The sequence below is a fragment of the Micromonospora sp. NBS 11-29 genome, assembly GCF_002140155.1.
In the GTDB taxonomy this organism is placed as follows: Bacteria; Actinomycetota; Actinomycetes; order Mycobacteriales; family Micromonosporaceae; genus Micromonospora.
This window is the reverse complement of sequence record NZ_NAPR01000013.1, coordinates 599,405-614,091: the sequence shown is the minus strand read 5'-3', so window position 1 is coordinate 614,091 and position 14,687 is coordinate 599,405. Positions and strand designations below refer to the sequence as shown.

General features: G+C 70.4%; 10 protein-coding genes, 3 tRNA genes and 3 pseudogenes. 9 read left to right on the top strand and 7 right to left on the bottom strand.

Annotated features, from left to right (window positions below; genetic code table 11):
- Position 1: 1 nt before the first annotated feature.
- Positions 2–75: transfer RNA gene (locus B1205_RS19285), tRNA-Lys, on the bottom strand.
- Between the two features lie 429 nt (positions 76–504).
- Between B1205_RS19285 and B1205_RS19280 the strand changes: the two genes are divergently transcribed.
- Positions 505–1,593 (top strand): polysaccharide deacetylase family protein, encoded by a 1,089-nt coding sequence (locus B1205_RS19280; RefSeq protein ID WP_089156854.1) that lies wholly within the window; start codon positions 505–507, stop codon positions 1,591–1,593.
- Between the two features lie 45 nt (positions 1,594–1,638).
- Here the strand turns inward: B1205_RS19280 and B1205_RS19275 are convergent, their stop codons facing one another.
- A complete protein-coding gene (locus B1205_RS19275; protein ID WP_176308675.1) occupies positions 1,639–2,268 on the bottom strand; it encodes a rhomboid family intramembrane serine protease in 630 nt (209 codons plus the stop codon).
- 418 nt (positions 2,269–2,686) lie between these two features.
- Between B1205_RS19275 and B1205_RS29220 the strand changes: the two genes are divergently transcribed.
- Both B1205_RS29220 and B1205_RS19265 read left to right on the top strand, forming a co-directional pair.
- Complete coding sequence (locus B1205_RS29220; RefSeq protein WP_140158101.1) at positions 2,687–3,556, top strand: hypothetical protein; 870 nt, start codon at positions 2,687–2,689, stop codon at positions 3,554–3,556.
- A 126-nt stretch (positions 3,557–3,682) separates the two neighbouring features.
- Positions 3,683–5,038, top strand: coding sequence for an outer membrane protein assembly factor BamB family protein (locus tag B1205_RS19265; RefSeq protein ID WP_176308674.1), 1,356 nt, complete (start codon positions 3,683–3,685; stop codon positions 5,036–5,038).
- A gap of 131 nt (positions 5,039–5,169) precedes the next feature.
- Here the strand turns inward: B1205_RS19265 and B1205_RS29870 are convergent.
- Positions 5,170–5,260 (bottom strand) — tRNA-Lys (locus tag B1205_RS29870).
- A gap of 189 nt (positions 5,261–5,449) precedes the next feature.
- On the opposite strand from B1205_RS29870, the gene B1205_RS19260 reads away from it, so the two are divergent.
- Positions 5,450–6,724 carry a L,D-transpeptidase gene (locus B1205_RS19260; RefSeq protein WP_089157094.1) on the top strand — a complete coding sequence of 425 codons (1,275 nt, stop codon included), beginning with the start codon at positions 5,450–5,452 and terminating at the stop codon, positions 6,722–6,724.
- Between the two features lie 210 nt (positions 6,725–6,934).
- Entirely contained in the window at positions 6,935–8,245 is a 1,311-nt protein-coding gene (locus tag B1205_RS19255; RefSeq protein WP_089156850.1) for a L,D-transpeptidase, read from the top strand.
- 53 nt (positions 8,246–8,298) lie between these two features.
- On the opposite strand, the gene B1205_RS19250 is transcribed toward B1205_RS19255, so the two are convergent.
- Positions 8,299–8,374 (bottom strand) — tRNA-His (locus B1205_RS19250).
- Positions 8,375–8,463: 89 nt separating this feature from the next.
- A complete protein-coding gene (orn, locus tag B1205_RS19245) occupies positions 8,464–9,054 on the bottom strand; it encodes an oligoribonuclease (RefSeq protein ID WP_089156849.1) in 591 nt (196 codons plus the stop codon).
- A 73-nt stretch (positions 9,055–9,127) separates the two neighbouring features.
- On the opposite strand from orn, the pseudogene B1205_RS19240 reads away from it, so the two are divergent.
- A pseudogene (locus tag B1205_RS19240) lies at positions 9,128–10,325 on the top strand (glycosyltransferase 87 family protein).
- A gap of 65 nt (positions 10,326–10,390) precedes the next feature.
- On the opposite strand, the pseudogene B1205_RS19235 reads toward B1205_RS19240, so the two are convergent.
- Positions 10,391–11,093, bottom strand: a pseudogene (locus tag B1205_RS19235) (YcnI family copper-binding membrane protein).
- A 16-nt stretch (positions 11,094–11,109) separates the two neighbouring features.
- Positions 11,110–12,777 (bottom strand): copper resistance protein CopC/CopD, encoded by a 1,668-nt coding sequence (locus B1205_RS19230; RefSeq protein WP_089157093.1) that lies wholly within the window; start codon positions 12,775–12,777, stop codon positions 11,110–11,112.
- 221 nt (positions 12,778–12,998) lie between these two features.
- Here B1205_RS19230 and B1205_RS19225 point away from each other — a divergent pair, with 221 nt between their 5' ends.
- From B1205_RS19225 to B1205_RS19215, 3 genes and pseudogenes are all read left to right on the top strand, one after another.
- Positions 12,999–13,586: a sigma-70 family RNA polymerase sigma factor gene (locus B1205_RS19225; protein ID WP_089156848.1), complete on the top strand. Its 588-nt coding sequence runs from the start codon at positions 12,999–13,001 to the stop codon at positions 13,584–13,586.
- 30 nt (positions 13,587–13,616) lie between these two features.
- Positions 13,617–14,144, top strand: a complete 528-nt coding sequence (locus B1205_RS19220) for a MauE/DoxX family redox-associated membrane protein (RefSeq protein ID WP_089156847.1) — start codon at positions 13,617–13,619, stop codon at positions 14,142–14,144.
- Positions 14,131–14,687, top strand: a pseudogene (locus B1205_RS19215) (DsbA family protein); the annotation flags it as partial. The gene B1205_RS19220 and the pseudogene B1205_RS19215, both read left to right, overlap by 14 nt.

Genomic DNA, 14,687 nt, shown 5'->3' with positions numbered 1-14,687 from the left:
GTGCGCCGCCAGGGACTCGAACCNCCGAACCCGCGGATTAAGAGTCCGCTGCTCTGCCAGTTGAGCTAGCGGCGCTCGCCGGCAACGGGACGAGACGTTAGCAGTCCTCGCGCGGCTCCGGCGAGGCAGGGTGGCCTCGGCTGGACCGGGAACGTCAGCCGGCTCTGGTCCGCGCGTCCGGGCCGTACCTCTGCCGGTCACCGACGCAACGGCGGCGGCCGGCGGCCGCGCTCGTGCCGCGTCCTGGCGATCTGGTCATGGCCCGGCGGCAGCTCCTCGCAAGGAGCTCGCCGAGCACCGACCGACACATTGACGGTCGCCGAATTCCGGCGGCATAATCCTGTCGGAGCCGGGCTGGCCAGAGGCCGAGCGACACGGTGCGCCGACAGATAGCGTCCGTGGACCTCGACCGGACATCGCTGCCGGCGCATCGACGACGCGGACCGACTCCGACCCGCCACGGGCGCCGAGCAGCACCTCGAACGCCAGCGGGAGAACCCACCGATGAGACCCTTCCCACCCGAATCGTCGGCCGCCGCCAAGACCCGATCCGTACGACGGCCCGCGGCCGTGGCGGCAGCCGCCGCCCTGCTCACCGCGGTCGCCTCCGGGCTGGCCGTCACCGCCGCGCCCTCGATGGCCGCCGCGTGCACCGGCTACGTGGCGCTGACCTTCGACGACGGGCCCACCCCCGGCAACACCACGAACCTGATCAACACCCTCAAGGCCGCCGGGGTACGGGCGACCTTCTTCAACGTCGGCCAGAACGCACAGAGCAATCCGGCGCTGGTCCGGGCCCAACGGGACGCCAGCATGTGGATCGGTAACCACAGCTGGACGCACCCCCACATGACCCAGCTCAGCCAGGCGCAGATGGCCTCGGAGATCTCCCAGACCCAGCAGGCGATCCAGCAGGCGACGGGCACGGCCCCCAAGCTGTTCCGACCGCCCTACCTGGAGTCCAACGCGACGTTGCGCGCGGTCGAGGCGCAGTTCGGGCTGACCGAGATCAACGCCGACGTGGACTCCCAGGACTGGAACAACGCCAGTACCGATCAGATCGTGCAGAACGCGAGCCGGCTCCAGGCCGGGCAGTCCATCCTCATGCACGACTGGCCGGCGAACACGATCGCGGCCATCCCACGGATCGTCAGCAACCTCGCCGGCCGCGGCCTCTGCGCGGGCATGATCTCACCGACCACCGGCCGGGCGGTTGCCCCGGACGACAACACGCCACCGCCCTCGACCCCGCCACCCACCACCACGCCGCCGAGCACCCCGCCGCCGGACCCGTCCGGGGCCTGCACCGCCACCTACCGCCTGGTGAGCAGCTGGACCGGCGGATTCCAGGGCGAGGTGACCGTGAGCAGCACGGCGGCCATCACCGCCTGGACGGTACGGATGACCCTCGCCGGCGGCCAGAGCGTCAGCAACGTGTGGAACGGCGTGGCCACCGGCACCACCGGCACGGTCAGCGTGCGCAACGCCTCCTACAACGGCACCCTCAACGCCGGTGGGTCGACGACCTTCGGCTTCCTCGCGAACGGCAGCAGCTCCCCGGCCCCGACCGGGCTCACCTGCACCAGCCCGTAACGCCGTACCCGGTGGCGGTCCTGACCGCCACCGGGTACACGGCCGTCACCGGAGCTTCCTACGGTCGGTCGCGGCCAGCACGAACCCCGCCGCCGCGCCGACGGCCGCCGCCCCGCCGTGGAGGTCGCCGGCCACCAGCAGCCCCGCCGCGACGAGCAGCACCCCTGCCCCGGCCAGGCGCGTGGCCCGGTCACCGGAGCGGAGCGCCACCACGGCGACCGACGCGGCCAGACCGAACACGGCCACCGAGTTGCCGGCGCCCACGGGCTGCACCACGAGCCCCCACAACTGCGCGACCACGCCGGCGACGACCGCGACGACCGCCCAGCGCCACGCGCCCCACACCCGCTCCGCGACCAGGCCCACCACCGCGAGAGCCGCCAGGTTGAAGACCGCCCCGGGCACACCCCCGTCCTGTACGACCAGCGCCGTCACCAGCCGCCACGCCTGGCCGTCGCCCAGCGCGGCCCGGTCACGTTCGAGCAGCCCGAGCAGCGTGGGGCACATGGAGAGCTGGAGCAGGGTCGGCACGCCCACCACGACCAGCGCCGCGACGGTCGCGCGGGGAACGCGCCACCGCGGGTACGGACGTCGCCCGGCAACGACCCCCAGCCCGGCCCGGACGGCCGCGACGAGCAGCAGGAGGTACGACACGGCGGCGGCGATGTCGGTCACTTCACCATCGTGACCGGCTCGGTCACCGACTCTCCGCTCTGTGCTGGCGTAGGGGCGATCGCGTGGCCGAGACGCCCGACCTCCGTGTTCTGGGACGCCGAGCATGAGATCGGGTCCAGCAGCCGCTGATCGATTGTGCCTGCTCAATACAACGGCCTGCGTCTGCTGGGGCCGGCAAGGCCGACTACTTCCCGCTCAGACGGCAAGATCCGCGAGCGGACGAATTTCGTCAACGCCAACTCGACCTTGACCCCGCTCAGAGCCTCGCTCATTGACGCCGCCACGTAGTTGCGTGCGGCCGCCGATGCCGAGAAAATCGGGGTTTCACCATCCACCGAGGAGGCAGGATTTGGCCCGATCGTCCCGGAGTCGGAGATCGGCGAGCTCATCGGAAGCGAGACGGCCGCAGGACCCCGCCGTGAACGGCGCACCACTTCACGCACCAGGAGCGCCGACGCCGCGGATGTTTCAGCGTCCCGAGATCATCGCCGCCATCATTGGCGCAGTGACCGCACTGGCAATAGCGATAATACCGGCTATCCTGCAAGATAAGTCCAAATCGGACCAACGAGCGACAGCGGCATCGACCACCCCGTCGGTAGCAACATCATCCATGCCCAGCGCGGTCGGCACCGAGAACCCACTGAACATCAACGCCCACACGCTGGCTGATCGGTGCAGTGATCGCTGGCTCGTTTCGGCCTTGCCACATCAGATTCCGGCCCCGGGCAACGACGTCGACGGACTGGGCAAATGGGCAAAAAGTGCGAACGGCGCGGCAGCCGACATGCAACGTGTGACCTTGACTATCGACGGAAAAAGTCAAACAGAGGCTTGGATCACCCAGATTCGCGCTGTCGTTGTGGGATCAAGATCTGAGCCCAGCGACGGCACAGTGATCAGCATCGGTTGCGGCGAGGCCGTCTCATATCGCCTGGTCGAGGCGAACCTCGACTACGATCCACCGAAGATGACGCCCAGAGTAAGGCTCAGCGGAGACAACGCCGAGGGCGTCAACGTCACACCCATCGAATATCCACTCAAAGTCTCCGCGACCGAAGCTGAAAGTTTCCTGGTGGAATCAGTCGTCTCCAGATTCGACGTACACTACCGGATCGCTGTCGACTGGGAGATTCAAGGCAGGATGGGCACCACCATCGTCGGGGACAGCACGAATGACAACAAGCCATTCCGAGTGTCGGCAGGGTCGCGAGCCACTCGAGTCTGCACCTGGAACGAGGATGGAATTCTCATTGCCACGCAGTCCTCAAAGTGCGCGCTGAACTAGACTTCCGACGTGCCGTCAGAAAGCAGAATGGCGATGAGTGACAGCGGCGGAAACAACGGATAACGCATGCGACGACGATCTGTAATCGGCCTAGGCGTAGGCATGGGCCTAGGGGCGGGTGTCGGCTTGATCGCCCGTCGTCTGCTCACCTCGGCCGTGAGCCCATCTGAAGGTCGGCCCGCCGCAACACCGAAAAACGCCGTATCGCAGCCTGCCAACCGCCCGCACTGGAAGCGGGATATCGTGCTCGATCACTACGCCTTAAACGGCCCCTTGTTCCCGTCGGACGGCGAGCTGATCTATCCGTACAGTCGCGCTCGCTCCATTTACGCTCTAACCGTCGCCACGGGCAGCCCACGTTGGTCAGCTCGCCCCGTAGCAAGGGTACATGACATTCAATTAACGAAATCATCGGTTCTGGCAGTCGGGCCGGCCGAGGCCAGTAGGGAGTTCATGCACCAGTACGACATCGTCAGCCTCGAGAAGAAGTCCGGAAAGGAGGTATGGCGATACAAGACAGGCCGGGTAACCAGCGTGCTGACGACAGAAGATGAAAGCCTTGTGATTGCCGCGTGCGACAGCGGGGATGTCTACGGCCTTGGGACAGGAAGCGGAAAGATGGCCTGGCACGCTCCTGCACCTACCAGCAACGCTTCTTTTGATATCCGCCTCATTCACCTGAAGCTGCTGGACAAGCTGGCTGTCACCATCTATCGCGAAGACGACACCGACGTTGTACGAATAATCGACCTAAGGGCAGGCAAGCTTCGGGGGCGCAGAGAGCTACGGTCGTATTTTCGACCACGCGGAGTTGCGATCCCCCCATCGGATTCATCCCGGCCGAGCGGCGCGAACGCCCGATGGCTCGCGATCGGAAGCGGTTTGTTCTACGTGGTCATTCACCCATCCAACCAGAACGGGCTGAACTCCAACCGACCGATGGAGCTTCTTGCCATAGAGCCTAATGGCACCATCCGGTGGGTCCTGCGCACCTACGAGATTTCCGATGCGCCAGGACTTCACAACGGGGTACTCTACGTCGAGCATCTTCCCGAGATCGGATCGGCCCGCGAGATCATCGCGCTGGACGCTCAATCCGGGGCCACGAGATGGTCTTTCCAGCCGAAGGGTCCCAAATCAACAGAAGCAACGGCCCATGCGGCGGCGCTGCTGGTCGCCGAAAACGTTCTTCTGCGCGACAGCACGGACGATCTGCAGGCGCTGGATCTGGCAACCGGAAAGGCGCTCTGGTCTGCCTCGACATCGGGGGCAACCACCAACGACATGGTCATCGCGGCAGGATTGATTCATCGAACAACCTGGGCGAACGGAAAGAGCGGCGGCGTAATGCGCCATCGGATCGCCGACGGCATCGAGATCGCAGCACTCAAGCCAGATCTGGAAGTACGAAGCGTGACCTTGGCTCGTGGACTTTTGATGCTTCAGACAGATCAAGCGCTGTGCGCCGTCGAGCCAGGATAGCGGTGCTCAGTCAAGCACCTGTGGGCTGTCCTCGATCACACGCAGGTCGTCGGGTGCCGTCAGCCCCGGACGAACCCCCCTCGGGGAGCGGCTTGGTCGACACCCACCAGGGCACCGAAGAAACACAGAAGGGCCCTTCCCAGGATGAAACCCAGGTCAGGCCCTCTTTGCTNCCGAACCCGCGGATTAAGAGTCCGCTGCTCTGCCAGTTGAGCTAGCGGCGCTCGCTGACAACGGGAAGAACCTTAGCATGCCCGCTCAGCGGCTTACCAATCCGATACCGGGCTCACCCCTTCGGTCGAGCTTAACCGGCGAAAGCCCCCAAAAGACGCAGCCCGCGCGGCTCCGGGGCTGGTCTGGGAGCGTCGATGGGGCACGATGTCCGCCAGGCACGCTACGACAGGGGTGGGCATGGGCAGGTTCGCGCGGGCCGGGGCGATGGTGGGCGCCCTGGTGCTGACAGCGTCGCTGGCACTGACCGGGTGCGGCGGTGACCAGGAGAAGCCGACGTTCGTGTCCGGCGAGCAGGCGTCCGGGGATCCTTCGTCGTCCGTCACGCCCGATCCGAGCATCTCGCCGAGCGACGCCGCTCCGGCCGCGCCGACGCTGACGGTGAGTCCGGCCGACGGCGCGGCCGGACGGCCGGTCAGCACCGAGATCAGTGCGCGGCTCCCGGGCGGGGGCACGGTGTCCAAGGTCGTGCTCACCAACGCCAAGGGCGCCGCCGTGGCCGGGCGGATGCGGCGCGACGGGTCCAGCTGGGTGCCGTCGGCCCCGCTGAAGTGGGGCACGAAGTACACCGCCACCGTCACCGGGACCGGTAAGGACGGCGCGACCAGTCAGGGCACCAGCACGTTCACCACGATGGCCAAGCCGAAGTCGATGATCGGCTCGGGGCTCTACCTGTTCGACGGCAAGACGTACGGCGTGGCGATGCCGGTGGTCGCCGAGTTCTCCCCCGGCATCCCGAAGAAGGACCGGGCCGCGGTGCAGAAGCGGATGTTCGTGCAGACCGACCCGCCGCAGCCGGGCGCCTGGCACTGGGTCGACAACGGCACCCAGGCGTACTACCGCGCCCCGAAGTACTGGAAGACCGGCACCACGATCAGCGTACGGCTGGCGCTGACCGGGATCCCGCTGAGCAACGGCCGCTACGGCAACGTGGACCGCAGCGCCACCGCGAAGATCGGCCGCGCGCTCGAGATGACGGTCGACAACGCGACCAAGCGGATGACCGTCTCGGAGAACGGTTCGGTGATCCGGACGCTGCCGGTGAGCCTGGGCAAGAAGAGCACCCCCTCCTCCAGCGGCACCATGGTGGTGATGGAGAAGAAGGAGTCGACCGTCTTCGACACCCGCGACGAGCCGGACCCGGAGAACCAGTACGTCACGAAAATCGACTTCGCCCAGCGGATCACCTGGGGCGGCGAGTTCATCCACGCGGCCCCCTGGTCGGAGGGGGTGCAGGGGCGCCGGAACGTCTCCCACGGCTGCGTCAACGTGTCGATGGCCGAGGGCCGGTGGCTCTTCGGCAGGACACTCGTCGGCGACCCGATCACGGTGAAGGGCACCGAGCGGGGGCTGGCGCCGGGCAACGGGTGGACGGCGTGGAACCTGAGCTGGTCGCAGTTCGTCGCCGGAAGCGCGCTGCCGGTGCCGAAGGGCGGGCAGGACGCGCCGTTCTGATCGGCGTACCGTGGTCGGACGTGCCGTCTCCGGCGGCCGTCCGGCCGGGCACCGCTGCCCGGCGGGATTCCCCCGCCCGACGAAGCGCGGAACGTCGGCAGGATCGTTACATCGTCGTCGGGGTGTTCCGGTTCACTCTAGGCAACCGGTATCCGTTCTGCCGCGTCAGTAGAGGCGATGGCGACCGGGCATCACACTTGTGAGGGAAACATGCGAGCTGGCCAGGACGAAGTGATCCGGGGCGGGAGCGCCGCCCGGCGGGGCGGGCGCCGCGCGTTCGCCGCCGCGGTGCTCGTCGCCGCCATGGCCCTGACCTCGGCCTGCACCGGTGGCGGCGACAAGCCGTCGAGCTGGCAGGGCGGGGGCAGCGGTGACGGCGGCGAGAAGGCGCCGAAGGCGACGGCCACCATCAGCGAGCCGGCCGCCGACGCCAAGGACGTGCCGGCCTCCACCGCGATCACGTTCACCACGCAGGAGGCGCAGGAGACCACCGTCGAGGTGAAGGACTCCGCCGGCAAGGTCGTCGAGGGCACGCTCGCGACCGACGGCAAGAGCTGGCAGCCGGCCGCCACGCTGGAGTACGCGCAGACCTACACGGCGACCGTGACGGCGACCGGGGACGACGGCAAGCCGGCCACCGCCACCAGCACGTTCACCACCATGGCGAAGCCGGCCAAGCAGATCCGGGTGAGCAGCTTCCTCGGCGACAACCAGGCGGTCGGGGTGGGGATGCCGCTGATCGTGAAGTTCAGCCGGGCGATCCCAGAGGACTACCGCGACGACGTGCAGCGCCGGATGACGGTGACCGCCAAGCCGGCCCAGGAGGGCATCTGGCACTGGGTCAGCCCGACCGAGGTGCGCTACCGGCCCAAGACGTTCTGGAAGGCCAACAGCACGGTCTCCTACCGGGTGCAGGCGGGTGGGCTGCCGCTCGGCGACGGCTGGTACGGCCGCTCCGACCTGTCCGTCGACATCAAGGTCGGGCCGGCGCTCGTGATGACCGTGGACAACCGCACCAAGCGGATGACCGTCACCAGGGACGGCAAGAAGATCAAGACGATCCTGGTGAGCCTCGGCAAGAAGAGCACCCCCTCGTCCAGCGGCACCATGGTGGTGATCGAGAAGCTCCGGCACACGGTCTTCGACACCCTGGAGGAGCTGGGCCCGGAGGAGGGCTACCGCACCGAGATCGACTATGCGCAGCGGCTCACCTGGGGCGGCGAGTTCATCCACGCGGCCCCCTGGTCGGAGGGCGTGCAGGGCAGCAGCAACGTCTCGCACGGCTGCGTCAACGTCTCGATGAAGGACGGCAACTGGTTGTTCGCCAACACCCGCGTCGGTGACCCGATCACGGTCAAGGGCACCGAGCGCAAGCTCCAGAACGGCAACGGCTGGACCGACTGGAACATGAGCTGGGATGAGTACGTCAAGGGCAGCGCCCTGCCGTACGAGCCGCCGGCCGCGCCGGGTGACGACGCCAGCCCGTCCGCCGAGACGCCCAGCGCCGAGCCGACCGCCTGAGGCGGGCCCCGCGACACGACGAAGCCCCCTCCCGGAGGAGGGGGCTTCGTCGTTGGGGTGACTGATGGGAATTGAACCCACGACAACCGGGACCACAACCCGGTGCTCTGCCAACTGAGCTACAGCCACCATGCTCGCCGCTCCGGTCACCCGGGCGGTGCGCGGACTAATAATAGCCACACCGCGGCCGACCCCGTCCACCGGGTTCCGGCCGGGCCTCAGAGTTCGGCGGCGATCGCCTTCGCGGCGTCCACGTCCGGGCCGGGCAGCGGCACGAACACGGTCCGCCGGTAGTACTCCAACTCCCGGATGCTCTCCCGGATGTCGGCCAGCGCGCGGTGGGCCAGGCCCTTCTGCGGCTGCCCGAAGTACACCCGGGGGTACCAGCGCCGGCACAGTTCCTTGATCGAGGAGACGTCGATCATCCGGTAGTGCAGGTGGGCGTCGAGCCGGGTCATGTCGCGGGCCAGGAAACCCCGGTCGGTGGCGATCGAGTTGCCGCACAGCGGCGCGGTGCGCGGGTCCTTGACATGGCTGGTGACGTAGTCGAGCACCATGTCCTCGGCCTCGGCCAGGGTGACCGTCGAGCGGCGCACCTCGTCGGTCAGGCCGGACTTGGCGTGCATGGTGCGCACGATCTCCGGCATGCCCTCCAGGGCCGCGTCGTCGGCGTGGATCACCACGTCCACGCCCTCACCCAGCACGTTCAGGTCGGGGTCGGTGACGAGCGCGGCGACCTCGATCAGCGCGTCCCGACGCAGGTCCAGCCCGGTCATCTCACAGTCGATCCACACCAGAAGATCCGCCACCGGAACAGACTACGCGCCGCCGACCCGCCCGCGCCTCGGCACGGTCGGCCACCTGGACCGCTAGGGTTTCCCCGTGCCAGCCGAACCCGCCGCCCCACCCGCCGTCGTCCAGGACGACGCGGGTGGGCGTACGGCGAGGCGGGTGGTCACGGTGCTGGCGCTCGCCGCGTTGCTGCCGGCGCTCTACCTGCCCGGGNCGCTGGTCACCCGCTCTACGACTACGTCCAGCCGGACCGGGTGCAGGGCGCGCTCTACTTCACCTATCCCCCGTTCGCGGCGCTGCTGCTGCGGCCGTTCGCGTTGCTGCCGCTCGGGGTCACCGTCGCCGCCTTCACCGCGCTGACCGTGGTCGGCGTGGTCGTCACCACCCGTTGGCTGGTGCTGCCGGTGCTCCGGCGGCACGATCTGCCCCGCATGTTCGGCCTGACCGTCGCCGTGCTGCTGGTGCTGGCGGTGGAGAGCACCCGGGAGACGATCACCTTCGGGCAGATCAACATGCTGCTGGTGGTGCTGATCCTGGCCGACCTGCTGTTCGCCGTACCCGAGGGGCGTCGCTGGGCCGGCGTGGGCGTGGGGCTGGCGACGGCGCTCAAGCTCTTTCCCGGCATCTTCGTGCTCTACCTGCTGGCCGCCCGGCGGTGGCGGGCGGCGGCGGTGGCGGCGGTGACCGCGACGGCGGCCACGCTGCTGGCCGCGGCCGTCGCGCCGGCCGACTCGTGGCGGTTCTGGACCCACGAGCTGTGGGCCACCGACCGGGTGGGCCGCACCGACTACACCGGGAACCAGTCGCTGTTCGGCCTGCTCAGCCGAATCACCGCGCCGGAGGAGCCGAGCCGGCTGCNCCGTGGCTGCTGATCGCGGTCGCCGTCGCCGGGTTCGGGCTGTGGCGGGCGGCGCGCGCGGCCCGGGCCGGGGACGCGCTGACCGGTCTCACCCTGACCGGCCTGGTGGGCGGGCTGGTCAGCCCGATCACCTGGACCCACCACCTGTACTGGTTCATCCCGGCGGTGGTGGTGCTGGTCGACGCCGCGCTGGACGCGGACCGGACCACGGCGGCCGGGGCCCGCCGCCGCCGCGGGCTGCTCGCGCTGGCCGTCGGCACGGGCGTGGTGATCGTGTACGGCGTGGTGACGTTCCAGGACTGGGGCGCCGGTCCGGTCCGCACCGACGATCCGCTGGACTTCCTGGCCCGCAACGCGTACGTGCTGCTCAGCCTGCTGTTGCTGGCCGTGCTGCCGATCAGTCGACGGTCCGTTCCGGCACCCGGCTGATCGCCGCCCGGACCACCACGGCACCGGCCCGACGGATCGTCCCGTCGGGCCGGTGGCGACCGGGGTCACGACTTCGCGGTGGGCTCCCGCCGGGTGCGGGCGAACGCCAGCCCGCCGAGCACCAGGCCGGCCAGACCGGCGACCAGACCGGCCACCCCGAACGCGGTGGCCGCGCCGGAGTCGGCGTCNGGCGGCCGGGGCGCTCGCGCCCGGTGACGCGGCCGCCGCGGCCAGCGTGAGCACCGGGGCCGGGTTCTCCGGCTCCTCCGCGCCCGGCGCCGGCTCCTCGATCCACCGGGAGACGTTGCCGTCGGAGTACGTCTGGAGCACCTTGAACACCATGGTGTCGACCTGCGGCAGCGGCCCCATCGACACCGGGAACTCCTGGAACTCGCCCGGCTTGACACCGCCGTTGGGGGCGGCGGTGAAGGTGAGCTTCGACACCGCCTCGGTGAGCTGGCTGCCGTGCACCTCGATCGGCGGGTCGACCTTGCGCTTCTCCACCGCCACCGTCCAGCCGGGCACCGGCATGGTGGAGACCGAGCCCACCGGCGCGTTGTCCGGCAGGTTCACCTCGACCTTGACGGTCGACGCGGTGTCGCTCTCGTTCGGCACCCGGAACGCGAACCGGCCGTAGCCGCCCTGCGTACCCTCCTTGGGGTTGATCGAGACGTGCGCCGAGGCCGGCCCGGCCAGGCCGAGCACGGTCGCGGCGACGGCGGCGAGCGTGAGCGCGGCGGCGGTCGCGGGGCGCCGGAGACGGATCATCAGATCGGACCTTCCGTTACTTGATCGGCACGGTGGCGGTCACCGTGGCCTGGTCGATGTCGGACGTGCGGACGGTGAAGCGGAACTGCCAGTCACCCCGGGCCGGCAGGTTGACCTCGCCGGTGGCGTGGTTGTCGCTCAGCGGCAGCAGCGGGACCGTGATCGCCTCGATCCCGGCCGACGGCAGCGCGGCGGTGACCTTCCACTCCTGCACCGGCTGCGGCCGGTTGGCCTTGTCGTAGGCGTACAGGTGCATCGAGTTGTTGCCGGACTCGGCCGGGTCCAGCTCGACCTGGAGCGAATAGATCGGGCTGCTCAGCGTGGTGGAGAAGTAGCCGGTCGGCGCGCCGGCCACGTCGCCGGTCGCGGTCCGCGCCGGGGTGGTCTGCACCAGCGTCGCGGACAGGCCCAGCACCACCGCGGTGATCACCAGCTCGGCGATCACCGCCCGCCGCATCGCGCCCGGCCGTCCGGCGGCCACCCGTCGCCGCACCAGTGCCCGGGAGTACGCGGCCACGCCGATCACCAGCGCGAACAGCACGATCTTGGCGAGCAGCAGCCGCCCGTACGTGGTGTCGACGAGCGCCTTCGGGGTGGCCACCTCGATCAGGCCCTGCACCGTGCCGGCGAGCAGCAACGCGGCCACCGCCAGCGCCGCCCAGCGGGACCAGATCGGCAGGATCGCGTCCAACTCGCGCTCGTCGGCCCGGCGCAGCAGGAAGACCGCCAGCATCACCAGGCCGCCCAGCCAGACCGCCATGCCGCCCAGGTGCACGGCGTCCACCACCACGGAGACCGCCGGCGCCGGCGACGCGGCCGGGTGGCCGGCGAGCGGCCAGGTGAACAGCGCCGCCCCGCCGAGCACCGCCAGGATGATCCCGTCGGTGCGGCCGACCGGCCCGGCGAACAGCGGGCGGAGCAGGAACGCCGCCGCGGCGAGCAGGCCCAGCCGGACCAGGTGGGTGGTGCCGTAGGAACTGCCCAGCACCGCACCGAAACCCGAACCGGTGACGTCGAACAGGCCACCGCCGTTGGTGTAGGGCACCTGGAGCCACAGCTCGGCCAGGGTGGCCGCGGCCAGCACACCGAGCCCGGCCCAGGCCAGTCGCCCGGGGCCCCGCCGGGACAACCGGCGCGGCCAGAGCGCGGCCAGCACCAGCGCCGGGCCGACCAGGAGCAGCAGGCCCACGTAGCCGGCGTACTTCGCCACCTTGACCGCGTTCTCGGTCACCGGGTTCGCCCGGTTCTCCGAGCCGGTGTCGGTGGGCGGCTCCGACGGCGCGCCGACCGAATAGGTGAACGCGCCGGAGACCGGGTGGCTGTCCGCCGAGATCACCCGGTAGCTCACCAGGTAGGTCCCGCGGGCGCCGGACGGGTCCACCGGGATGGTGACCTCCCCACCCTGGAACGTCGGCTCGCCCCGGTCGGCCCGGGAGCCGTCCGGGGCGATCACCCGCACCTTGCCGGGCACCTTGCGGACGCTCTCGCTGAAGGTGATCACCACCTGGGCGGGCGCCTCCGGCACCACGGCGGACGCCGCCGGACTGCTGCTCACCAGCACCGCGTGGGCGCTGGCCGGGGTGGCCGGGACGAGCAGCAGGGCGACCAGGAGGAGCAGCAGCCCGGCGGCGGCCCCGGAGCGGGCGGCGACGACCCCGGGCGGGCGGCGTACGGCAGCAGTCATGACCGCCATGGTTCCCGAACCGGCCGGTTCCCGGCGAGCCGACCTCCGGCGGGCACGCCGAGGCGCCCGGCCGGCGCGGGGGTACGCGCCGCCGCTACCTGGTCGGAGGTCATACGCGGGTAGTCGGCCGGCGGGGCGGAAAAGTTCCCGGCGTGTGCCGGGACACGGAATGGGCCGAAGGACCCTGTCCCACCCAGCTACGCCGCGTAACCTCGTCTGTCGTGATCCCCACTCCGCGCGACCGCGCCGCCGACCGCCACCGGGCGGGCCCCGGCGCTGCCCCGGACCCGGTCACCGGCTGGGCGCTGGCCGCCCGCCACGGCGACCCGCACGCGCAGGCCGCCTTCGTCCGGGCCACCCAGGCCGAGGTGTGGCGCTTCAGCGCCGCCCTGGTCGACCCGGACAGCGCGGACGACCTCACCCAGGAGGCCTACCTGCGGGCGTTCCGGGCGCTGCCCGGTTTCGAGGGGCGGTCCACCGCTCGGACCTGGCTGCTCGGCATCGCCCGCCGGGCCTGCGCCGACCATTTGAGGACCGTGGTGCGCCGCCGCCGCCTCGACGCGCGGCTCGCCGCCCAGGCCGCCACCGACCGGCCGTACCCGGACCCGGCCGGCCAGCTCGGCGCCACCGACCTGGTCCGCCGGCTGCCGGCCGATCGGCGCTCCGCGTTCGTGCTCACCCAACTGCTCGGTCTCTCCTACGCCGAGGCCGCCGACGTGGAGGGCGTGCCGGTGGGCACCATCCGGTCCCGCGTCGCCCGCGCCCGCGACGAGTTGGTCGACGCCGTCGGCGACACGCGCGCCGGATAGCGGGAACCTTTCGTGGCCGTCGGACGACGAATGACTGTGACCCCCTCCACCGCCCGCGCCGGCCGCTGGCCGGCCCTGCGCCCGTGGCTGGGCGTCGCGGCCCGCGTCGGGCTGGCCGCCGTCTGGCTGGTCGCCGGCGCCACCAAGGTCGGTGACCTGGCCGCCTCCGGCCGGTCGGTCAACGCCTACCAGGTGATGCCGTACGACCTGGCCACCGTGGTCGGCGCGGCGCTGCCGTTCGTGGAGCTGGCCCTCGGGCTGCTCCTGCTCGTCGGGCTGGCCACCCGGGTGGGCGCCGGCGTCTCGGTGGTGCTGCTGGTGGTCTTCGTGGCCGGCATCGCCTCGGCCTGGGCCCGCGGCCTGGCCATCGACTGCGGGTGCTTCGGCGGCGGCGGCCAGCTCGGCGCCGGCGAGACGCCGAGTTACCTCCCGGAGATCCTCCGGGACCTGGGGTTCCTGGTGCTGGCCGGGTTCCTGCTGATCTGGCCCCGCGCCCCGTTCTCGGTGGACGGGTGGCTGGCGGGCGACACCGTGGAGGACGACGATGAGCAGTCGTAGGGAGCGCCGGGACGCGTCCCGGGTGGTACGCGAGCAGATCGCCCGGGAGAAACGACGCAAGCGCGCCCTCTTCACCACCATCGCCGCCGTGCTGGTGCTGGTGATCGCCGGCGGCATCGGCTGGGCCGTCTACTCCGGCCAGCGGTCGGACGACTTCACCGCGCCGTCCGGCACCAACGAGGCCGGCACCGGCGTCGTCTACGGCTCCGGGCCGGTGACCATCGACCTCTACGAGGACTACCTCTGCCCGGTCTGCAAGCAGTTCCAGCAGGTCAACGGCGAAACCCTGAACCAGCTCGTCAGCGAGGGCAAGGCGAAAGTGGTGTTCCACCCGGTCGCCTTCCTGAACCGCTTCTCCACCACCGAATACTCGACCCGCTCCTCGGCCGCCTCCGGCTGCGCCTCCGACGGCGGCAAGTTCCGCGACTTCACCGACCAGCTCTTCGCCCGGCAGCCGCCGGAGGGCAGCGCCGGGCTCAGCGACGACGAGCTGATCGACGTCGGCGCGGGCGTCGGGCTGGACCGCGACGGCTTCCGCACCTG